The following is a 21,375-nucleotide window of genomic DNA, read 5'->3' as shown; positions in this document are numbered from 1 at the left end:
CTCCGCGTCGGACTCGTCCGGAAGGTGATCAACGCCGCACACCTGCATCACCTGCCGAATGTGAAAATCCTTCTCGCTTGGATCGTCGGTTTGTAACGCTTGCTCGAGGTGTTCTCTACAGTTGTCGGATAGCTTCCTCATCCTCGCGTCGTGGTAGGGAACCGAGACACTAAACCTATATGATACCCAATACGTGTTGCGAGTGGCTATTACTGACGAGAACGGCCGTTCGAACGGAGGAACAACGGAGAGGGAAGCGGTGGATTACACAGCTTCGAGGAGAACGCCCACGACTGCGGTCGTGGGAGTCGTCACGGCTGCCAGTGAAACTGCGTTGGATCGCGCGCTGCAAGCGCCGTCCGAACCGCGGCGACGTTCTCTGCGACGTCGTGGACCCGTACGATGTCGGCCCCGCGGTCGGCCGCAAGCGCCGTCGCAGCGACGGTTGCCTCGAGCCGGTCGCCCGGCTCGCGGCCGACGTGTTCGAACATGGACTTGTGAGAGTGGCCGAACAGGACGGGACAGCCGAGCGCGTGGAACTCGTCGATCCGGTCGAGGAGTTCGAAGTTCTCCGCTGCGGTCTTGCCGAAGCCGATGCCGGGGTCGACGATGATCTGCTCGCGATCGAGGCCAGCCTTCTCTGCGAGTAACACGCGTTCGGAGAGCTGATCGAGGACGTCCGCGACGACATCGTCGTACGCGACGTCGCGGTCGGGGACGACCGGCGCGTCGATGCTATGCATCACGACCAAGTTCGCGTCGTGGTCGGCGACGACAAAGCGCATCTCAGGATCCTCGAGCCCCGAAACGTCGTTGATGATGTCCGCGCCGGCCGCGAGCGTCGCGTCGGCGACGGCGGCCCGGCGGGTGTCGACCGACAGCATGGCGTCGAGATCGGCGATCTCCTCGATCACGGGCAGGACGCGATCCAGTTCTTCGTCGACTGAGACGGGATCGGAGCCTGGCCGGGTCGATTCGCCACCGACGTCGATCACGTCGGCCCCGGCGTCGACCATCGCTTCGGCGCGGGCGACCGCGTCCTCGAGTGCGTTGTATTGGCCGCCGTCGTGGAAGCTGTCGGGCGTGACGTTCAAGATGCCCATGACGGCCGTCCGATCCGTCCAAGGAGCGTCCGATCCGGGCGACTCGTCTGCAGAACGGGACGCCGACCGGGACCGTCCCGCGGTGTGACCCGCCGCCGGTGTCGGTCGATCCTCGGTGTCTGCTCCGGCCTCGAGCGCGAGGGTATCGCGCAGTTCCCGAGCGACATCTGCCACCCCGTGGGGACGCGATCGGCTCTCGAGCGCCTCGACGAGCGACTCGAACTGGGCGAGCGTGCCCATCAACACGGCGTCGACGGCCTCGTCGTCGCGCTCGATGCCCGACAGGGCACATTCCCCGCCCACTCGCAGCAACTCTTCTTTCAGGACGCTCGCCTGTCGGTCCCGCAGCGCCGTTCTGACGACCCGGTGGACGGCGTCGCCGTCCAGCCGTTCGATGTCGCCTGCGGCGACGTTTGCCCCCTCGAGTGCATCGCGAGCGTCTGCGAGATCGCGGACGCGCTTTGGAACGTCAGTTCGGGTCCAGCGCGAGCGTGCCTCCGCGACGACGAACAGCGAGCCGGTGACGAGCACGCAGTCGTCGCCGTCGGCCGCCTCGAGTGCGCGTGCGAGCGCATCTTGAACGGTGGCCTCGGTCCGGACCGTGTCGACACCGGCGTCGGCGAACGCTTCGGCGAGGACGGCAGGGTCCTCCGCGCGGTCGAGCGTCGGCTCGGTCGTCACGACACGCTGGGGCGTCGGCAACGCGGCGGCCATCGCGCGGTGTTCTTTCTCGTGCATCGCGCCGAAGACGACGTGGAGGTCGTCGTAGTCGTAGGTCGCAAGCGTTTCGCCGAGTCGCTCGCAGGCACCAGGGTTGTGCGCGCCATCGAGGACGGTCAGCGGCTCGGTGTCGATCACTTCGAACCGGCCCGGCCAGTGAGCACTTCGCAGCCCGCGGGCGAGGGCTGACGCTGAAACGTCGGCGAACTGCCGAGCGAGAACTGTGGCGATGCCGGCGTTGACCGCCTGATGTTCGCCCAGCAGCGGGATCCGTGTCTCGAGGTCCCAGTCGTCGCCGTCGAGCGAGACAGTCGCTTCGATGTGGTTTGCCCGCCCCTCGTAGGTGACATAGACGTCGGGCTGTGTGTCGGCTGCCGTGTCCGTCCCGACAGTCACCACGTCACCGGCGACCTCACGAACCGCCTCGAGTGGCTCGCCGGTCACGCCCGTGACCAGCGGCGCGTCGTCGGGTGCGACGTGGGCCTTGTCGCGGGCGATTTCCGCTTCGGTGTCGCCGAGGATGCCCGTATGCTCTAACGTGACGCTCGTCACTGCGCTGGCGACGGGATCGACGACGCTCGTTGCGTCGTATTTGCCGCCGATGCCGACTTCGAGGATGGCGACGTCGACATCCTCGCGGCCGAACTGCCACAGCGCCATCGCCGTCATCGCCTCGAAGAAGGTGGGCGACTCGCCGTCGGCGGCCTGCGCTGTGATGTACTCGCGGATCGCTTCAACGTACTCACAGACGGCCGACCGGGGAATCTTCCGGCCGTCGACGCGAACCCGCTCGCGGAGGTCCTCGAGATGTGGCGAGGTGTAGAGGCCGACGGAGTAGCCGGCCTCCCGCAGGGTTCGCTCGAGCATGCGGGCCGTGCTCCCTTTCCCGTTGGAGCCGGCGATCTGCACGAAATCGACGTCGGCATGAGGGTGCTCAAGGTGAGACAGCAACCGGGCGGTCGACTCGGTGCCCGGCTTCGGGCGGAACCGCCGGAGATCGAATAAGAAATCCGCCGCCTCGTAATACTCCATACAGTGACCGAGAGCCCGGTCGTTTTTGATACTGTCGGACAAGGGGCGGTGTCCCGCCGATCACGAACGTCGACTGTCGGAGCCACAGCCGACGGTGTTACGTACCTCGAAGCCCCGTCGGCGGCCGGAAGACGACGCCATCGAACAGCGCGAGCGCCGCGATGGCTGCACCGCCGAGAACGGCCGCTTCGAAGGGGAGACTGAGCAATCGACTAGCGAGAAACGCGACCACGAACGCTGTCGGGATCAGTCCCAACAGGAGATCGTACCGGTCGATTGTCAACGACCGATCACCGATTCGAGAGCGGTCGACGATTCCAGTGATGTCTCTCGCCACCATCGATTCTCACCTCCGTACGACTGTACGATGGCTTGCCACTAAAACGTAGTGGATATGAGTCCTCGAGAGCGGACGAGACGCTATTTGCGTAGCTCTCTGTCGCCGAACGGTCATTTCAACGGACGCTCCCGTGTGTGTCCCTCGTCCGTCGGCTCGCGAGTGATCTCGAGGAATGCGTCCTCGAGACTGCGCGCGTCGCCGGTCTCGGCACGGGTCTTGAGCCGTTCGGGATCGTCCTCGGCGACGAGCGTCCCGTTGTGGAGGACGCCGATCTCGTCGGCCAGTTCGTCAACGACAGGGAGGATGTGCGTCGAGAGGAAGATCGTCATTTCGTGGTCGGCGAGGTCGGCGATGGTCTCGCGCATCGTTCGGGCCGCGCGGGGATCGAGGCCACTGGTCGGTTCGTCGAGGAAGGCTACGTCCGGTTCGTGCAGGACTGCCTGGATGACGCCGACTTTCTGGCGCATTCCCTTCGAGTAATCTTCGATGCGCTTGTGGGCGTCCTCGAGCAGGTCGAAGCGCTCGAGCAACGCATCGATGCGCTCGCTTGCCTCGGTCTCGGGGATGTCCCGGAGGCCGGCAGCGTACTCGAGTTGTTCCCGGCCAGTGAGTTCGTCGTAGACTGGCGGCTCTTCTGGCAGATAACCGATGTGGGGGGTAATCGACTCGCGATCCGTGATCGAATGGCCGGCGACGCGAGCCGTCCCTGCGGTCGGTCTCGTCAGCGTCGTCAGTATCCGCATCGTGGTCGTCTTCCCCGCCCCGTTGGGTCCAAGAAATCCATAGACGGTACCGCGTTCGACGGTCATCGTCAGCTCCGAGACGGCGGTCGTCTCGCCGTACCGCTTCGTCAGTCCGTCGGTTTCGATGGCGGGGGCATCGGCAGGGCGCATACGCGTTCGTTTGGCGGTGTCTAATTAAAAGTGTGTCATGTTTGAGCGGTCGCCACGACCGAATGACAGATATCCAAAGGGTTTACTGCCAGCACACCTCGAACACGACTATGAGCCCGGAATTGCTCCCCTCCTGCCGACCGACGCGAGGTGTTTCGTGATGACACACGCTGCGCTGACTGTCGCGGATCTCGATTTCCGCCGGACCGTTCGCTCGATCGTCGGCAATCGGACGAAGTTGCTCCTGATGGCCGTGATCGCAGTGGTCGCGCTCGGCCCGATCACGGTCCTCGGTGTGTCCCTCTTGCCGACGCTGGGCGAGCAGGCCGTCACCGCCTCGCTCACGACTGACACCGCCACGACGGTCCTCGAGTACGTGACCGGCGGGATCGCGGTGCTGTGGGTGCTCCTGGCCGTGATGACGGTCATGCGAACCGTCACGGCAGTCGCCGCCGTCGACGAGCCCGCGTTCCTCCTGTTGTCGACGGCAGTTCGCAACGCCGTCGTCGGCATCGTCGCCGCCGAAGTCGCGCGCTACGCTGTCGTCATGCTCCCGCTCACTGCACTCTTCGCTGGCGCGTTCGCAGCCGGTGCGGGAACGCCGATTCCCGTCGTCACCGCGACGCTTTCGGTTGCGCTCGTCGTCGTTACCGCCGTTCCGGTCGGCTTCCTCGTTGGCATCTGGGTGCGACATCTGATCACCGTCTACGAGCCGATCGCCCGCTATCGAACGCTGCTGTTCGCTGCGTTCTGGCTCGCCTACTTCGGCGCGATCGCGACCGGCGGCCTCAACGCGGTCATGGGGACACTGTTTACCGCGTTACAGGCGAGCCCGCTGGGCTGGCCCGGTCACCTGCTGGTGATCGGAATCCCCGGCCTCGAGCCCTCACTATCCGCGATCGCCGGGGCCATCGCCGGCACTGTCTGTCTCGCAAGCGTCGCCCTTGCGGCCGCCGTCCCCGCCGCAGACCGCCACTGGTTCGCGGATCCGGCTCGCACCGACGACGACCCGATCGACGAGGAATCGTCGTCCGATCGGCTCACCGCGCTCCTCGCAGGGCGCGTCTCGCGGCCGGTTCGAACCGTGACGGTGACGGCGATCTGCCGGACGAAACGCGCCCCGATCCGGTTGGCCTACGCCGGCTACCCGCTGTTGGGCGCGCTCGGGTTCATCCAGCAGATCGTCGAACTCGGGACGGTACCGGCGTTTCTGGCCGTCCTCTTCTGTCTGTACGCCGTCTGGGCCGCCGGCGTCCTCTTTACGCTCAATCCGCTGGGCGACCTCGGGCCGGCCCTGCCTGCCGTCGTCACGTCGACGCTGACCGGCAGGCAGGCGATTCGCGGCCGGATGCTTGCCGGCGCGCTCGTCGGCGTCCCGCTCGCGTTCGTCGTCTCGCTTGGCTTTGGGATCGCGAGCCCGCTTGAGCTCGAGCAGACCGCCGCTCTGACCGTCACGACCGTCACCGGGGCAATTGCGACGCCGGCGCTCGCGACCGGGATCGGCTCGGCGTTTCCCCGTTTTGGCAGCGTCAACGTCACCAACAACCGCGAGGCGGTGATGCCGAGCAAGACGGCGTTTGCCGTCTACACGCTCGCGATCGCGCTGCCGTCGGTCGCCGCCGCCGTGTTGTATCTCGAGGCTCCCGAGTTGATCGCCGGGCTGATCGCGTCGATGTCGGCGTGGACGCCGCTGCCGTCGGTGACGATCGCCGCTCGGACAATTACTGTCATGGCCTGGGCCGTCCTGCTCGGTGGCCTGCTCGCGCCAGTCGTCTCTTATCTGTACGCAGTCGAACGGTTCGACTGGTACGATTTCGAGTGAACGAGGAGCAAGGGTGGGCGTATTTGACAGCGTGACTACGCACCGTCGGGTGCTCGGCCGACGAAGAGTTGGGATCGTCTCTATCGACACAGTGATGTCCGGCCCGCTCGAGTCGCGTGACTCCACCGACCCGATCCTTTATTTTGTCAGCGTCGAAACCCGCCGACCGATGCCACAACTGTGGCGGCTGACTCGTAATCGATACGGCCGCGCCGCCTACGATGCGCTTGCACGGGTCGGGATCACGGCGACAGTGATGGACGAATACGTCACGATGCTCGAGGGAGAAACCGCGTTCGACGCGGCCAGCGACGGCTCGTATACGGTCGAGACCTGTCTGCCGGCGCAGGTAGCGCCGCTCGACGCACCCGTCGGCGAACTGGGTCCCGACGAACGGATCGTCGCGGCGCTCGAGGAGGGCCAGCCTCGCGGGTACTGTTTTGTATCGCTCGATGCCACACACGAGATCGAACCGCTAGAGCGGACGCTGGCGTTTGAGGGAGCTTACATCAGACGCGTCTTCGTCGATCCCAACCACCGAAATCGCGGCATCGCGACGGCGATCGTCGCCGAGGCCTGCCGACACGCACGGACAGAGGGTGCCAGCCGTGCCACCGCACTCGTCGCCCTCGATAACAGCCCCTCACGTGCGCTGTTCGAACGCCATGGCTTCGAATCCCGGCGGCGTCGGCGCTACGTCAGGGTCGGCCCGTTTGCTCACCGGGCGACTCGAGCGGTGTAGTTTTCGACCGCTCGAGTGCGCTGGGGACTCCGTCTGCCGTCTGACTGTCAACCGCTACCGAGAAGACCGTATCCGACAATACCTATATAGAATACTACTAAGTAAATAGTTCTCGGAGCAGATTTATACTAATTGCTGTACTGTCTCCAGCCGAACGGATGACGAGTGAACTTCGCGAGGCGATACGAGGGGTTCGGGACCGATTCGAGTTCGCCGATCGACGGGTCGTCAACACGACCGACAGAACGAACGTATTCAGACAGCTCACGGGTGCGGACTACATCAGTCTCGGCGCGCTGTTCGTCGGGTGGGCGAGCGCGCTGTTGTTCGTTCGCGGGGAGCCAAACTGGGCGTTGCTGGCCATGTTCGGCGCGTTCTGTCTCGACAAGGCCGATGGCTGGTATGCCCGTCGGACCGGAACGTCGTCGCCGTTCGGTCGACAGGTGGATTCGTTCATCGACATCTTCGCGTATCTGGTCCCAGCGATACTGCTGTATCACTTCGTGCTCGCCCCTAGCGTGTTCGCCAGCCTCATCGTCGGCTTTCTCGTCCTCGCCTTTGGGGGTCTTCGGCTGGTTCGACACAACAGCGACGGGTTCGGCGACGACGACGGTGCCAGCTACTACCACGGAACGACCGTCGTCCACACGAACCTCGTCGTCGTCGCGAACTACTTCGTCGCGACCTTCGTCAGCGTCTGGAACGGCTGGCTGGCAGGTCTGCTGATCTGTGCCGCTTGCCCGCTGATGGTCTCCGACTACAAGGCCTACAAGACCGATGTCAGCCACGCACTGGCCGGCCTCGCCGCGGTCGTCGCTGCCGGACTCGCGCTTGCCCTCGAGTTCGGCTACCTATGACGGGCCATACAGTCGGCGACCGACAACCGCTGACACTCCGCATCGATCCACACGTTCATACGTCGGCGTCCTACGACGGAGTGACGGCCCCCGAAGACCTGCTCGAGCAGGCACAGGCCGTCGGACTCGACGGCGTCGTCGTCACGGATCACGATACGGTCGAGGGAGCCGTCCGCGTCGCGGAACTCGCAGTCGATCGTGACCTCACCGTCATCGTTGGGTGTGAAGTCTCGACTGCCGACGGTCACCTGCTCGCGATGGGTGTCGACTCCGCTCCAGCACCCGGTCGCCCCCTCGTCGAAACGGCACGAACTGTCCAGTCGATGGGCGGCGTCGCGGTTGTCCCTCACCCATTCCAGCGGTCTCGACATGGGGCCCGCGGGGCAGCGATCGACGACGTCGACGGCGTCGAAGTCTACAACGCCCATGCTGTTACGAACGTCCGCAACCGACAGGCTGAGCGATTCGCGATGGGCCATGACTATCCACAGTTTGGTGGCAGCGACGCCCATCGACCGGGAAACGTCGGTCGTGCCGTCACTGAAGTCCGGCTTCCCGCAACCGCCACCCCGACGACCGACGCGATCCTCGAGTCAATGCGTGCAGGTCGAACTGCAGCCGTCGGACGGCGCACGACGACCTGGCAGTACCTGACCAAAATCCTCGGAAACGCGAAGCGAAAGACGCCCTCGTTGCTCTGAAAGCCGCCGTCGAAGGGACCTGCGTGGCAGCACCGGCTGGCTTGTGTCCGGCCGCATTCGTGGCTGGTGTGCCCGAACCGAATCACAATCCGCTCTTGCTCGACGACCCGGTGTGAGTTCCGGAGCGAATCCGTGTGACAGCCCGTCAGTTTATCAGTACTGAGAGCTACATACTGATCAGTATCGCTATGATGGCGCTTACGCACGGCTTCGCGAGTCTCGCGGTGGCTGTCGTCGTCTTTCCGGTCGTCGGTGACCACGTCGGTGGCCCGCTTTTGCTCGCGGCGTTTCTCGGCGGGCTCGCACCGGACGCAGACCTGCTTGCGAGCCATCGGAAGACGCTTCACTATCCGGTCGGCTTTTCGGCCGTGACGCTCCTGCTGTTCGGCGCGGTTCTCCTCACCGGGTGGTCGGCGCTCTTGCTCCCGACGGTCGCCGTAGGGGCCGCAGCACTGCACGCCGTCTCCGACGTGCTCGGGGGCAGTGCCGAGCGCGAACCCTGGAACCCCACGATGGACACCGGCGTCTACAACCACGTTCTCGGCCGCTGGCATCGACCGCGCCGATACGTCCGCTACTCGGGCGCGCCGGAGGATTTTTTCGTCTGTCTGGCGTTTGCGACCGTCGCGGTCTCGTCAGCCGTGACACCGACAGCCGCCGATATCACCCTGTTCTGGCTGGTCGCGCTCGCAGGGCTCTACACGCTGTGTCGAAAACGGCTCGCGGCGATCAGTACGGGACTCAGCAATCTCGTACCGACGCGGGTACGCACACTCCTCCCGACGGTACGGATCGAAGAAACGGAAACCGACGGAACGACCGTCGATATTCGGTTTGGTCGCTAAGACGCTGATAACAGCCTGGTTCTTTGGCGGGTAAGAACGAATCGCTGGGGCTCGAGCGGGCGAACGGCCGGCTCGATGTGCTTACTCCGAACTGCCCCACTCGGCGACGTTCTTCGGACGGTCGGTCACGGCAGCGACCTCGAGGTCACCATCGAAGCTCTCGAGGGCTTCGACGTAGGCCTCAGCGCTGGCCACCGTCGACAGGTAGGGGATTTCCTCCTCGACGGCCATCTCGAGGCTGTCGCGGTCGCGGCTGACGATGAAGTCGACCTCGTTTTCGCGGATCGCCTGTGGCACGTCGTCGAACTCCGCGACGTCGAAGAACTGCTCGAAGCCGTCGACGTCGAGATCGACCACGGCAGTCCCCTCGCTGACGGCGTTGTCGGCCGCCTGCTGGGACTTCCAGTAGGCCGTGCCGAAGTCGCTCGCCGTACCCATGACCTCGCCAGTGGATTTCATCTCCGGGCCGAGACGCGGGTCCGAACCTGGCAGGCGGTCGAACGGCAGAACGACCTCCTTGATCGAGGTGTGCTCGGGGATCTGCTCGTCGACCTCGAGGCTCTCGAGCGTCTCGCCAGCCATGACCTTCGCGGCGAGTTTGGCGATCGGGACGCCGGTCGCCTTCGAGACGAACGGGACGGTACGCGAGGAACGCGGGTTGGCCTCTAAGACGTAGACCTCGCCATCGCGGACGGCCAACTGGACGTTCAGCAGGCCCTTCGTTTTGAGCGCCTCGGCGATGTCTTCAGTGACCTCGCGGACGCGCTCTAAGGTGTCCTCGTCGAGCGAGCGCGGCGGGATCATACACGCGGAGTCGCCGGAGTGGACACCGGCGGTCTCGACGTGTTCCATGATGCCGCCGATGATGACGTTGCGGCCGTCCGAGACCGCGTCGACGTCGAGTTCGACCGCGTTCTCGAGGAAGTCGTCGACGAGGATCGGTTTCTCGGGGCTGACGCGAACGGCTTCTTCGATGTAGGTCTCGAGTTCCGCGTCGTTGTAGACGACGTCCATCGCGCGGCCGCCAAGCACGTAGGACGGACGGACGAGGACGGGATAGCCGATGTCGTGGGCTAGCTCGAGGGCCTCTTCCTTCGAGAAGGCGGTGCCGCCGTCTGGCTGGGCGATCCCCATCTCCTCCATCAGGAGGTTAAAGCGGTCGCGGTCCTCGGCTAAGTCCATCGCTTCGACCGAGGTCCCCATAACCTCACAGTCGAGGTCACGGCGCTCGAGTTCGTCCTCGAGCGGTTCGCCGATGTTGACCGACGTCTGGCCGCCAAACTGGACCATCACGCCGTCAGCGCCCGTGGCTTCGGCCACGTCGGCGACCTCCTCTGCGGTAATGGGCTCGAAGAACAGCCCGTCGGAGGTGTCGTAGTCCGTCGAGACGGTCTCTGGGTTGTTGTTGACGACGTAGGCGTCGATGCCAAGCTCGCGCAGCGCACGAACCGCGTGGACCGAACAGTAGTCGAACTCGACACCCTGTCCGATGCGGATCGGGCCACCGCCGACGACGATCACGCTCTCGATGTCGCGGTCGACCTCGAGTTCGCCCGAGGCCGCCTCTCCGACGAGCGGGCCCTTCTCGAACTCGTTTTTGCGCGAGGAGTAGTAGTACGGCGTCTCTGCTTTGAACTCACCTGCACAGGTGTCGACCTGTTTGTAGGTGCGGCCGGGGACTTCCGTCTCGACGGTTTCGACGTCCGAGCCGGCAGCCGCAGCGATGCTGGCGTTGGTGTGGCCGGTGATCGCGGCTTCGGTGAAATCGCCCTCCTGGGCAGCGACCGTCGAGTCGGCGATATTCGCGTAGCGCTCCGTGTACCACTCGAAGATCCCGGTCAGGTCGACGACCTCATCGACCGTGTAGCCGCGGTCGAAGGCCTCGAACATCGCGTACGGGCGATCCGGCGATGGGCGCTCGAGGTAGCGTTCCTCGAGTTCCTCGTCGCTTACCTCGTCCCAGTCGACATCTGGTTCGTACTCGCTCGAGCGAAGCGCCTTGAGGAGGCTCTCCTCGAAGGTGCGGCCGATGGCCATCGCCTCGCCGGTCGACTTCATCGCCGTCGTCAGCTCGAAGTCGACGTCGTCGAACTTGTCTTTGGGCCAGCGTGGCACCTTGGTGACGACGTAGTCGATCGCGGGCTCGAACGCCGCAGTCGTCTCGCCCGTGATTTCGTTGTCGATCTCGTGGAGGCGCTTGCCGAGTGCGACCTTCGCGGTCACGCGGGCGATCGGGTAGCCGGTCGCCTTCGAGGCCAGCGCGGAGGAACGCGAGACGCGCGGGTTGACCTCGACGACGCGATATTCGCCGCCAGGCGTGCCGTCGTCGTGCCAGGCGAACTGGATGTTACAGCCGCCCTGAATGCCGAGTTCGCGGATGACATCGAGTGCGGCGGTGCGCATCTCCTGGTGACCCTCGTCGGGGACGAGCTGTGAGGGCGTGACGACCGTCGACTCGCCCGTGTGGATGCCCATCGGGTCGATGTTCTCCATGTTACAGATGATAATACACGAGTCGTCGGCGTCGCGCATGACCTCGTACTCGTACTCGACCCAGCCGGCGATCGATTCCGTAATGAGGACCTCGCTGTTGCGCGAGAGGCGCAGCCCCTTGCGGACGCGACGAAGGAGTTCGTCCATCTCGTGGACGACCCCCGAGCCGGAACCACCCAGCGTGTACGTGGTGCGGGCGATGACCGGCAGGCCACCAACTTCGTCGACCGCGTCCTGGACGCGCTCCTCGAGGTCGGCTTCGGTCAGTTCCGAGACCTCTTCGCCCTCGTCGAGCGATATGGTGGTCGAGGCGGGAACCGGCTGGCCGATCTTCTCCATGCGCTGGCGGAAGAGGTCGCGGTCTTCCGTCGCGTAGATCGTGTCAAGCGGCGTCCCCATGATATCGACGTCGTACTCCTCTAAGACGCCTTCTTCGGCGAGTTCGGCGGTGACGTTCAGCCCGGTCTGGCCGCCGAGCCCGGCGATGACGCCGTCGGGGTTTTCCTTGCGGATGATCTCCGCGATGGCGTCGGTCGTGATCGGCTCGATGTAGACCCGGTCGGCCATCTCCGGATCGGTCATGATCGTCGCAGGGTTCGAGTTGACGAGGACGACGCGGGCACCCTCCTCCTGAAGCGCCCGGCAGGCCTGTGCGCCGGAGTAGTCGAACTCGGCTGCCTGCCCGATCTGGATCGGGCCACTTCCGATCAACAGGATCGTGCGTCCGTCCCCCGTCTCGCCGTCTACGGCGGTGTCCGTACTCATTTGTCTTGTCGAATCGAAGTTCGTACATCGTAATAAGCCCCACGATACAGTACGAATCTCGAAATGGCTTTTCGAAATTCGAACTCGAGGGAACGCAAGTCCCGAAACGCACCGAGTGTCCAACCAGCGGCCGGTTCTGTCGATCGGGTGTAATCCACAGGCATACTAGTGAGCGCTACTCGAGGGTCGTCGTGACGGACCATCGGCGACATACAATCCGATCTCGCTCGTCGCGTCGTGGCTCGGAGCTGATTAGATCGGCTGGTCGTACTCGCTTTCGAACTCGCGCTCTCGCCGGTACTGCTCGACGAACGTCGAGACATCGAACTCGAGCATCTGGGACTCGAACTCGGTGATCGCGGCGTCGTCGTCGGCGTGGCTGATCGCGTGTTCCATGAGTTCGACGACGAGTTCGACGATGATCTCGTGGAGTCGCCGCGCATCGAAGTCGGCGATCCACAACAGGGTGTAGCCGACGGCCCCGTCGTCGGCCGCGTCGTGGACGACGACCTCTTCGGGGAACTCCTCTAAAACGACGCCCATGAGGTGTGGCGTGCCGAACTCCTCGAACTCGTCGTCGGTGTCGATCGTCTCCTGAAGGATGGCCACGAGCGACTCCGGGAAAAAGCGCGAGGGCGGATGCACGTCGGTCACGACGGCGTGGACGTCACCGCAGGGACAACGATACTCGCGCATGCCCAGATCGATCGCGTGAGGGTCGACGGTCTCCCCGCAGGGAAGCTCGAGGTCGTCGCTACCGTCGGAACCTGGATCGCGGGGTGGTGTCATTGCCCGTTTTTCGGGAGGACAGGGGATAAGGGCGACGACATCGGCAGATCGGTTGACGGACTCCGATCGCAGTCAGGGGTACCTAGTCCGTCTCAGGGCCAGTCGTCGCGAACCTGGTCGTCCTCGTCGCCCTCCTCGTCGGCGTGGGTCGCCAGGATCCAGTCGGCTGCTTCGGCGGCGTCCTCGACGGCGAGATACTCCCAGTCGACTGCATCGGCGAGTGCCTCGTCTTCCTCACTGGCACCGATGTAGACGTACCGGTCGGTGTCGAACTGGTCTTTGACACCCTCGAGGCTCTCTTCTTTCCCGCGGGGCCCGGAGAAGAAGTCCTGTCGGACGCGGTTCTTCCGCGTGAAGTTCGTCACGACGTAGGTCGGCTTCTCCGAGACGACGCCGATGTACTCGGTCCAGCCTCTGGCGTCTTCGAATACGCGCTCGGGCGAGGCGAGTGCCTTCAGCGCCTCGAGTTCGAACGCCAGCGTCATGTCGCTATCGCCGTTCATGTGCCACCGAACGCGCGCACGTGGGAAAACGACTTCGATACCGCACACTCACTCCGACACGTTGGCGCTCTCATCGCACAGTCTATAAGCGCCGTTCAGGCGCGCTCGACGCGGAAGTAGTCCGTGAAAACGATCACCTCACCGGGCTCGAGTCCAGTCCCCGCAGCCGGAACGGATCGATCCGCCGACAGAGCCGCGTACACGGCCTCCAGCGTCTCCGAATCGAGCTGGTCGACGTGGCGAACGGTTGCATCCGGCGCGACCGATTCGACACGCTCGAGTCGGATGTCGACACGTTCGAGTTGTACTGATCGGCGGCGGGGTTTACTGGCTGCCATGTTCATTGTTACCAAATGTATTACTTCAACTTAATAGTTCCGGCTGGAGGACCGATGAGCGGCGTCGCTGGTGGGCGTGTCGGCCGACTGGCAGCGAGGCTCCTCATACGGGCTACTGTCAGTCAGTTCCGGCGTATCCGCAGGACGGGTCGCGGAGACGCCGGGACATCGGTACAGCAGACCGTATCAGTCACAGGCACGTGGTCAGCGCCAGCTGCAACAGCGCACAATAACGTCGGGAGTCGAAAACGAATCGCGCGGAACGAACGGTACGTGTCGGATTACTGTTCCTGTGGCGGTGCGAGTTCGTCCAGATCGACGGATTTCTCGAGGAGGACCTCGGCCTGGTCAGCGACCTTGCGCTGTTCGCGCATCAGCTGTTTGAGCTGACTCTGGGGCGAGAGATCGCCGATGAGGACGCCGCCGACGACCTTGCCGTCCTTGAAGGCGATGCGTCGCCACTCGGTGTCTGAGTACTTGCGTTCGGCGTGTTCGTCGCCAATCGTCGGGTGGCCAAAGGAGAGGAACGGGAAGTCGAAGTGCGTAATGGAGTAGGAGGACACCCATTCGAACTCCTCGGCTTCCTCGTCGGCGGCCATGTTGACCGCAGCGACTCGGCCCTGCTCTTTGGCCGACCCCCACGAGCCGTTCTGGGCTTGCTCGCCCAGCAGGACATCGTAGAAGCGGGTGATGTCACCGGCCGCGTAGATATCGTCGACGTTCGTCTGCATGTACTCGTCGACGATAATGCCGTTGTCCTGCTCGAGCCCGACTCCATCGAGGTATTCGGTGTTGAAGTCCAGCCCGATCGCAGCGCCGACGAAGTCACACTCGTAGCGGTCGCCGTTGGGGTCGACGGCGGCGGTGACACGCCCGTCATCGTCGGTCTCGAAGTGATCGACGCCGCTGTCGAAGACGGGTTCGACGCCGACCTCGCGCATGCCCTCGTGCATGATCTCGGCACCCGCTCCCGAGAGCGCGTAGCGCCACCAGCGGTCGCCACGCATCAGGTAGTCGGCGTCGATCCCCTGTGCGCCACAGACGGCTGCGAAGTCGATGCCCAGCAGGCCGGCACCGACGATGACGCCCTTGTTGGCTTGTTCGGCGTGCTCGCGGATCGCTCGCGCGTCCTGGAACGTCCAGAAGTGGTGGATCCCATCAGCGTCGCTGTTATCGACGGGGAGCTGTGTCGGCGTCCCGCCGGTCGCGACGAGCAACTTGTCGTAGGGGATCTCCTTGCCCTCGTGGGTGTTGACGACCTTCGCGTCGGTGTCGACGCTCGTTACGAAGGTGTTCAGCGAGAGGTCGATATCGCGTTCGTCGTACCACTCCTCGTCGTGGATCGAGATGGGCGCTTCAGGGAGCTTGCCTTTCGCGTGTTCCTTGATGAGAATCCGGTTATACAGTGGCTCCCCCTCATCGGTAATGACGGTAATCTCCGACTCCGGGTCTTCCTCCCGGAGGGTCTCGGCAGCCGAACTACCCGAGATCCCGTCACCGATGATGACGTACTGAGTCATATCCAGACCGTTCGTAACCCGGGTTAAAGTGGATTGCTATCTCGTCTATTTTTCCGGACTGGCATGAGAGACACAACAATAGTAAACATACTGCCTGTAATTCTTGACAGTATGGTTCTTTCATCAATAATCAGGCATCATCTCTCGAGAGAAGACAGATTACTGCCGCTTTGGTCTCCGGACGTCCCGTCAGCGACAAGCACGTGATCGTGACGCGCCGCGTGGACACTCACACCCTAACAATGTTGTCCGAACTGTTCTTTAGGAGGTGTGCATAAACCCCGGACATGAAGCTCCGCCAGAACGCGAAACACTTCGCCTACCAGAAGGCCCTCGAGACGCCGGGCGTCCGCTCGGTCGCCAACGCGGGGCTGGTCAAACTCCACACCAGAATCTTTACCGGGAAGGCCGATCCCGCCCACGCCGAGGACCGCCGTGAGCACCTCGATGGGTTCTTCGACGCGACGATGGATACCTACCTGCGCGCGCTACAGGACGGCTACTCCGAAGCCGAAGCCCGCGAGATCACCCACATTCAGGCCAACTTCGACTTCTACAACCACGGCTGGACCGAGATGATGGAGTTCCCTGCCGACGAACTCGAGGCCCACTACGACCGCTACCGCGAGTTCTTCGAGCGATGGGACATCACGATCGACGAGCCCCTCGGTCAGTTCGCCCCGCCCGAAGGCGTCCCCGAGGCTCCCTCGACGCCGGAGCGACTCGAGGATCCCGAGCATCCCCACGCCGAAGGTGGCTTCGCTGACGACGTGTACGTCAAAACTGCCGACGGCGACCTCGTCGTCGGCGGACAGGACGAACCCGAAGACGTCGATGTTTCGGAGGTCGTCAAGAAGCACGAAGACAGCTGAACCCAGTCGGATATTTCTGTCGCCCGTCCGTCCGGGCCCCGCCGGTTTCCAAGCCGCTAAGTGCGCAGAGACTCGATGTCGAGCAACGATTCATGGCCCTGAACGCGAACGATCGGGCGATCGCGGGCTTTACCATGGCGGGCCATGCGCTGGTCCACTGGTTCGAGACCTCGATCCCGATCTTTTTGGTCGTCTGGCTGGCCGAGTTCGACGTCGGCGTCGCGTTGTTCGGGATCGTCGTCGCGCTTGGCTACGCGCCGTTCGGCCTCGGTGCGCTGCCCGGCGGGATCCTCGCCGACCGGTATGGCACCAAACGACTCGTCTTGGTCTGTCTCGCCGGCATGAGCCTGTCCTTTCTCGTCCTCGCCGCCGCGAATTCGATCTATGCCATCGCGGCCGGACTGATCTTGTGGGGGATCGCCGCAAGCGTCTACCACCCTGCCGGCCTTGCGCTCATCAGCACCGGCGTCGAGGATCGAGGCACCGTCTTTGCCTGGCACGGGATCGCCGGCAACGCCGGCATCGCGCTCGGTCCCTTCGTTGCCGCCACCCTGTTGATCTTCCTCGAGTGGTCCGTCGTCGCCGCAGTCCTCACCGTGCCTGGCCTGCTCGCGATCGGCTACGGCCTGCGCGCGGAGTTCGATCCGACCGCGGCGGTCGCAGACGATGCCGACGCAGGGCCCGACGAGGCACTCTCGTTGTCGGAGATCGTCGGGAATACGCGCACGCTGTTTGCAAGCGCCTTCGCCGTGGTCTTCGTCCTCGTCACGTTCGAGGGACTGTACTACCGTGGGACGCTGACCTACCTGCCCGAAATCCTCCACGGTCTGTCGGCGATGGACGGGCTCGCGCTGCCGGCTGGTCTCGAGGGGATCGAACCAGCCGACTACATCTACGTCGGCCTGCTGGTCGTCGGCATGGCGGGCCAGTACGCCGGCGGAAAGTTGACCAGCCGCGTGACGCCGGCGCGCGGACTCACGGGTATCTTCGTCGTCCTCGCAGCGCTCGGGCTCGCGTTCGTTCCGGTGACGGCGACGGGTGTCGGGCTCGTCCCGATCGTCATCCTCTGTGGCGTGCTGGGTTTTTTCCTGTTTGCAATTCAGCCGTTCTACCAGAACGCGGTCGCGCTCTATACGCCGCCGGACGCCCGCGGGCTCTCCTATGGCTACACCTACCTCGCCGAGTTCGGCGTCGGCTCGGTGAGCATCGCATTCGGCGGCGTCGTCCTCGGCCAACTCTCGCAGACGGCGTTTTTCGCAATGATCGCCGCGTTCGCGGGGATCGGCGGTCTGCTCGCCGGCGCGTTGCTGGTCAGTGGCGATCGGTTCGTGACTGGGGATGGAACGCTCGAGGCGAACGCGGACGACTGATCCTGCCGGTTTCACCGGCGACGGACTCCAATATTTGAGAAAACGGTCCGCAGCAGGCGCTCAGAACCAGTTCGGCTCGACGTAGTCGCCTTCCGCCTGCTCGTCGGGTCAGATGACGGTCTGGATGCCCTCGCGTTCGAGTCGCCGACAGCCAGTTCGACCGCACGGCCGCGGATCCCGCCGCCGTCGGTGCGTTCGTCGACGGCAATCTGAAGACGAGACGACCCGTAAACGCCAGCTATTTTGAACGTTTGGCCGAGAACGGCGTCCGATAGCACCAGATACGTTGCTACAGCATAGTTTTCTGGAAATTAACACACTAAACTGCGTTACGTACCGTCGTTCGTCTCTTGCGGCCGATTATCACCTCCGATAACAGCGGATTATAATTTATGTACCGACGAAAGAACGCATCTCTTATCTATGGATTTCGCTCGACGGCTGGTGCCAGCGGCCATCCGACGCAGGTACGCGATCAAGTTCGCGGTCGCGTTACTGATACTCATATTGTCCGTCGGATTGGTCGGGTACGCCGCCACCGCAGAGATCACGAACCAGATGGAAGATCAGGTCGAGACCGACCACGAGTCCGCTACCGAGCAGGAAGCCCAGAGCCTGCAGATGTGGAACTCGCAGAACGAACACACGGTCGAGATGATCGCCAGATCGAACGTCGTTGCCAGTGACGATCCCGCGGCGATCGAACAGCAGTTCCTTGACTGGGAGGAACATCTCGACAACGACACGTTCGACATCTCGTACGTCGATCTAAACGCCGGGACGGTCACCGCAAGCACCACCGACGCGTTCCGCGGTGCGTCGACGGCCGACCTCGAGAACATCCCCGAAAGCGCGTACACAAACGCGACCCAGACCGCTCCGTGGGTGTCGGATACCTCCCTCGCCGAGAGCGAGGCCGGCCAGAACCGCACCGTCATCTCCTACGTCCAGCGCTCGGCTGCAAACGAAGACCGGGCGATCATCTACACCGCTGACCTCGAGGCGTACGCGAACGACCTCGAGAGCGACAACGGAACCACGACGATGGTCCTCAACGGCGACAACGAGGTGATGCTCGACGACGTGGGCTACGGTGAGAACCACGAAACGCTCGGACAGGCATACGGTGGCGACACCAGCCTGCTGACCGCTGCACGGACCGAGGGTGCGACGACACGGCGGATCGATAGTTCGTCGCTGACCTTCGAGACCGACGCCTACGACTTCACGGACGACGAGTACGTCACCAGTTCGGCCCGTGTCGTCGGGACCGACTGGGTCGTCGTGACCCACGAACCCGCCAGCCAGGCGTTCGGGTTCGTCACCACGATCAACGAATACGGGATCTACGCGACGCTCTTCGCCGTCCTCCTGATCGGCATGGTCGGTGCCGTCCTCGGCCGGAACACGGCCGTCTCGATCGGCCGACTCGCCGACAAGGCCAGCCAGATGGAAGAAGGCAACCTCGACGTCGACCTCGAGACCAACCGGATCGACAACGTCGGCCGCCTCTACGATGGCTTCGATTCGATGCGTGACGAACTACGCGAGCAGATCAGCGAAACCGAAACCGCACGCGAGGAGGCGGAACGCGAGCGCAAACGTGCCGCGGAGATCAACAGCCACCTCGAGGACAAGGTCACCGAGTACTCGACGGTCATGGGCAAGGCTGCCGACGGTGATCTCACCGCCCGCGCGACGGTCGACAGCGACAACGAGCAGATGCAACAGATCGGCGAGGACATCAACGAGATGCTCGACGAGATCGAGCTGACCATCGCCGAGCTCAGCCGGTTCGCGACCGATGTCGCGACCGCCTCCGAGCAGGTGACCGCCTCGAGCGAGGAAGTCCGCTCTGCATCCGAGCAGGTTACCGGCTCGGTCCAGGAGATTTCCGACGGCGCGGATCGCCAGAACGAGTCGCTGCAGTCGGTCAATCAGGAGATGAGCGGTCTCTCGACGACGACCGAGGAGATCGCCGCCTCCTCGAACGAGGTGGCCGACATCGCCGAACGGACCGTCAACACCGGACAGGAAGGGAAGGAAGCCGCTCAGACGGCGATCACCGCCATGGACGAGATCGAATCCGAGGCCGGCGACGCCGTTGCCGAGATGCGCCGCCTCGAAGAAGAGGTCCAGCAGATCGACGAGCTGATCAACACGATTTCTGAGATCGCTCGCCAGACGAACATGCTGGCGCTGAACGCCAACATCGAGGCCTCCCGATCCGCAAGCGGCAGCGACGACGAAGGGTTCTCCGTCGTCGCAAAGGAAGTCAAGGCCCTCTCCGAGGACGTCGCACAGGCGGCCGACGAGGCCGAGGACCGCCTCGAGGCGATCCGCGAACGCACCGAACAGTCCGCCGCCGAAGTCGAGGGCACGAGCGCGGACATCGAAGACGCAACCGAACAGGTTCAGGAAGCCGTCGAAGCACTCGAGGAGATCGCTGACCTCGCCCAGGAGACCAACATCGGCGTCCAGGAAATCTCCGCAGCCACCGAAGAGCAGGCAGCCTCGACCCAGGAGGTCGTCGCGATGGTCGATAACGCGGCGACGATCTCCGAGGAGACTACCGCGGAAGCCGAGAACGTCGCTGCCGCGGCCGAACAGCAGACCACCGCACTCACTGAGGTCACGGAATCCGCCTCGACGCTCTCCGAGCAGGCCGCACAGCTCTCCGAGGCACTCGATAAGTTCGACACCGACATCGACACCGACGAGGTCGACTTCGAGTCGACGTTCGACGTCGACGCGGAGCTGTCAGTGTCCGACGCGTCGTTCGGCGCTGACGAGACTGGGCTCGGCGACCAGACTGGCGGTCTCACCCTCGAAGCCACCGACCGCGAGTCGGACGGCGACACAACCGATACCGGCGCGTCGGCGACGGACGCGCTCGAGAACATGCCAGCTGCTGATACCACAGACGAAGCTAGCCCCGAGGACGCACTCGAGATGGGGCCCGCAGACGACGCCGACGAGCTGGATGCCGACGAGATCCTCGGCATCGAATCGGACGAGAGCCCCGATACTGACGATAATTCCCTCGAGTCGGCTGGTGATGCCGACACCGCTGGTGACGACGCGGCAGACTCACTTGCGGACGACGCTGACCCGCTGGCTGAACTCGACGCCGACAGCGACGACACGGACGACGCGTTCGAATCGACGGCTGAGGATGATACCGACGACGCAACTGCGCAGCCGCTCGGGCCAGTCGATGACGATCTCGACGAGTCAGATACCGACGACGCAATTGCGCAGCCGCTCGGACCAGTCGACGACGATTTCGACGAGTCAGATGCCGACGACGCAACTGCACAACCGCTCGGACCAGTCGACGGCGAGTCGGCTGGTGGCGACGATGGAACCGCACAACCGCTTGAACCAGTCGATGAGGAGACAGACGACGAAAACGGCGAGGACGCCGATGACGATGTCCTCGACAACGACGACGCGTCGGATGACGACGCGGACGACACGACAGAAAGCGACGACGTGTTCACGTTCGGGACGACCGACGACGAGTAATCGAGTCGATCGCCGGTCGCTGAGACGCCTTGCTGTCGCGGGTTGCCGGCGCGACGGCAAGCCGTCCGGCGGCCATAGCGGCACTGACTGACAGCACTCCGCCGTCCACGACGCCACATTGCTGTTTTCTCACTGCTTCCAC

At 63.9% G+C, this 21,375-nt stretch carries 16 protein-coding genes; 8 read left to right on the top strand and 8 right to left on the bottom strand.

Annotation, left to right across the window (positions count from 1 at the left end):
• Positions 1–311: 311 nt before the first annotated feature.
• From folP to BDK88_RS01940, 3 genes are all read right to left on the bottom strand, one after another.
• Positions 312–2,855 carry a dihydropteroate synthase gene (gene folP / locus BDK88_RS01950; RefSeq protein ID WP_130498929.1) on the bottom strand — a complete coding sequence of 848 codons (2,544 nt, stop codon included), beginning with the start codon at positions 2,853–2,855 and terminating at the stop codon, positions 312–314.
• A 97-nt stretch (positions 2,856–2,952) separates the two neighbouring features.
• Positions 2,953–3,195 (bottom strand): hypothetical protein, encoded by a 243-nt coding sequence (locus tag BDK88_RS01945; RefSeq protein WP_130498928.1) that lies wholly within the window; start codon positions 3,193–3,195, stop codon positions 2,953–2,955.
• Positions 3,196–3,305: 110 nt separating this feature from the next.
• Positions 3,306–4,088 carry an ABC transporter ATP-binding protein gene (locus BDK88_RS01940; protein ID WP_130498927.1) on the bottom strand — a complete coding sequence of 261 codons (783 nt, stop codon included), beginning with the start codon at positions 4,086–4,088 and terminating at the stop codon, positions 3,306–3,308.
• 160 nt (positions 4,089–4,248) lie between these two features.
• On the opposite strand from BDK88_RS01940, the gene BDK88_RS01935 reads away from it, so the two are divergent.
• From BDK88_RS01935 to BDK88_RS01915, 5 genes are all read left to right on the top strand, one after another.
• Complete coding sequence (locus BDK88_RS01935; protein ID WP_130498926.1) at positions 4,249–5,910, top strand: hypothetical protein; 1,662 nt, start codon at positions 4,249–4,251, stop codon at positions 5,908–5,910.
• A gap of 169 nt (positions 5,911–6,079) precedes the next feature.
• A complete protein-coding gene (locus tag BDK88_RS01930; protein WP_130498925.1) occupies positions 6,080–6,652 on the top strand; it encodes a GNAT family N-acetyltransferase in 573 nt (190 codons plus the stop codon).
• Positions 6,653–6,810: 158 nt separating this feature from the next.
• Positions 6,811–7,509 carry a CDP-alcohol phosphatidyltransferase family protein gene (locus BDK88_RS01925; protein ID WP_130498924.1) on the top strand — a complete coding sequence of 233 codons (699 nt, stop codon included), beginning with the start codon at positions 6,811–6,813 and terminating at the stop codon, positions 7,507–7,509.
• On the top strand, positions 7,506–8,210 hold the full coding sequence (locus BDK88_RS01920) for a CehA/McbA family metallohydrolase (protein ID WP_130498923.1): 705 nt from the start codon (positions 7,506–7,508) through the stop codon (positions 8,208–8,210). The genes BDK88_RS01925 and BDK88_RS01920 overlap by 4 nt, the downstream gene beginning before the upstream one ends.
• A 188-nt stretch (positions 8,211–8,398) precedes the next feature.
• Complete coding sequence (locus BDK88_RS01915; RefSeq protein ID WP_130498922.1) at positions 8,399–9,055, top strand: metal-dependent hydrolase; 657 nt, start codon at positions 8,399–8,401, stop codon at positions 9,053–9,055.
• Positions 9,056–9,136: 81 nt separating this feature from the next.
• Here BDK88_RS01915 and carB read toward each other — a convergent pair whose 3' ends face one another.
• The 5 genes from carB to BDK88_RS01890 all read right to left on the bottom strand — a co-directional run bounded on the left by carB (position 9,137) and on the right by BDK88_RS01890 (position 15,463).
• Positions 9,137–12,313 carry a carbamoyl-phosphate synthase large subunit gene (gene carB, locus BDK88_RS01910; protein ID WP_130498921.1) on the bottom strand — a complete coding sequence of 1,059 codons (3,177 nt, stop codon included), beginning with the start codon at positions 12,311–12,313 and terminating at the stop codon, positions 9,137–9,139.
• 252 nt (positions 12,314–12,565) lie between these two features.
• Complete coding sequence (locus BDK88_RS01905) at positions 12,566–13,102, bottom strand: DUF5815 family protein (RefSeq protein ID WP_130498920.1); 537 nt, start codon at positions 13,100–13,102, stop codon at positions 12,566–12,568.
• A gap of 92 nt (positions 13,103–13,194) precedes the next feature.
• Positions 13,195–13,605, bottom strand: a complete 411-nt coding sequence (locus BDK88_RS01900; protein ID WP_130498919.1) for a DUF7124 domain-containing protein — start codon at positions 13,603–13,605, stop codon at positions 13,195–13,197.
• Between the two features lie 95 nt (positions 13,606–13,700).
• A complete protein-coding gene (locus tag BDK88_RS01895) occupies positions 13,701–13,949 on the bottom strand; it encodes a hypothetical protein (protein ID WP_130498918.1) in 249 nt (82 codons plus the stop codon).
• Between the two features lie 275 nt (positions 13,950–14,224).
• Positions 14,225–15,463 (bottom strand): NAD(P)/FAD-dependent oxidoreductase, encoded by a 1,239-nt coding sequence (locus BDK88_RS01890; protein WP_130498917.1) that lies wholly within the window; start codon positions 15,461–15,463, stop codon positions 14,225–14,227.
• Positions 15,464–15,750: 287 nt separating this feature from the next.
• On the opposite strand from BDK88_RS01890, the gene BDK88_RS01885 reads away from it, so the two are divergent.
• The 3 genes from BDK88_RS01885 (at position 15,751) to BDK88_RS01875 (ending at position 21,233) form a co-directional block, all read left to right on the top strand.
• Complete coding sequence (locus BDK88_RS01885) at positions 15,751–16,335, top strand: DUF6149 family protein (protein WP_130498916.1); 585 nt, start codon at positions 15,751–15,753, stop codon at positions 16,333–16,335.
• 92 nt (positions 16,336–16,427) lie between these two features.
• Positions 16,428–17,705 (top strand): MFS transporter, encoded by a 1,278-nt coding sequence (locus tag BDK88_RS01880; RefSeq protein ID WP_130498915.1) that lies wholly within the window; start codon positions 16,428–16,430, stop codon positions 17,703–17,705.
• A gap of 423 nt (positions 17,706–18,128) precedes the next feature.
• Positions 18,129–21,233 carry a methyl-accepting chemotaxis protein gene (locus BDK88_RS01875; RefSeq protein WP_130498914.1) on the top strand — a complete coding sequence of 1,035 codons (3,105 nt, stop codon included), beginning with the start codon at positions 18,129–18,131 and terminating at the stop codon, positions 21,231–21,233.
• The last annotated feature ends 142 nt before the right edge of the window (positions 21,234–21,375 follow it).

This window comes from Natrinema hispanicum (genome assembly GCF_004217335.1).
Lineage (GTDB): Archaea > Halobacteriota > Halobacteria > Halobacteriales > Natrialbaceae > Natrinema > Natrinema hispanicum.
Note: the sequence above shows the minus strand (reverse complement) of the source record. Positions and strands in the feature narration are given on the sequence as shown.

Coding starts and splice junctions, on each gene's coding strand:
- BDK88_RS01895 (WP_130498918.1), bottom strand. CDS start 13,949: ATGAACATGGCAGCCAGTAAACCCCGCCGCCGATCAGTACAACTCGAA.
- BDK88_RS01885 (WP_130498916.1), top strand. CDS start 15,751: ATGAAGCTCCGCCAGAACGCGAAACACTTCGCCTACCAGAAGGCCCTC.
- carB (WP_130498921.1), bottom strand. CDS start 12,313: ATGAGTACGGACACCGCCGTAGACGGCGAGACGGGGGACGGACGCACG.
- BDK88_RS01925 (WP_130498924.1), top strand. CDS start 6,811: ATGACGAGTGAACTTCGCGAGGCGATACGAGGGGTTCGGGACCGATTC.
- BDK88_RS01905 (WP_130498920.1), bottom strand. CDS start 13,102: ATGACACCACCCCGCGATCCAGGTTCCGACGGTAGCGACGACCTCGAG.
- BDK88_RS01915 (WP_130498922.1), top strand. CDS start 8,399: ATGATGGCGCTTACGCACGGCTTCGCGAGTCTCGCGGTGGCTGTCGTC.
- folP (WP_130498929.1), bottom strand. CDS start 2,855: ATGGAGTATTACGAGGCGGCGGATTTCTTATTCGATCTCCGGCGGTTC.
- BDK88_RS01920 (WP_130498923.1), top strand. CDS start 7,506: ATGACGGGCCATACAGTCGGCGACCGACAACCGCTGACACTCCGCATC.
- BDK88_RS01900 (WP_130498919.1), bottom strand. CDS start 13,605: ATGAACGGCGATAGCGACATGACGCTGGCGTTCGAACTCGAGGCGCTG.
- BDK88_RS01940 (WP_130498927.1), bottom strand. CDS start 4,088: ATGCGCCCTGCCGATGCCCCCGCCATCGAAACCGACGGACTGACGAAG.
- BDK88_RS01875 (WP_130498914.1), top strand. CDS start 18,129: ATGGATTTCGCTCGACGGCTGGTGCCAGCGGCCATCCGACGCAGGTAC.
- BDK88_RS01880 (WP_130498915.1), top strand. CDS start 16,428: ATGGCCCTGAACGCGAACGATCGGGCGATCGCGGGCTTTACCATGGCG.
- BDK88_RS01930 (WP_130498925.1), top strand. CDS start 6,080: ATGCCACAACTGTGGCGGCTGACTCGTAATCGATACGGCCGCGCCGCC.
- BDK88_RS01945 (WP_130498928.1), bottom strand. CDS start 3,195: ATGGTGGCGAGAGACATCACTGGAATCGTCGACCGCTCTCGAATCGGT.
- BDK88_RS01935 (WP_130498926.1), top strand. CDS start 4,249: ATGACACACGCTGCGCTGACTGTCGCGGATCTCGATTTCCGCCGGACC.
- BDK88_RS01890 (WP_130498917.1), bottom strand. CDS start 15,463: ATGACTCAGTACGTCATCATCGGTGACGGGATCTCGGGTAGTTCGGCT.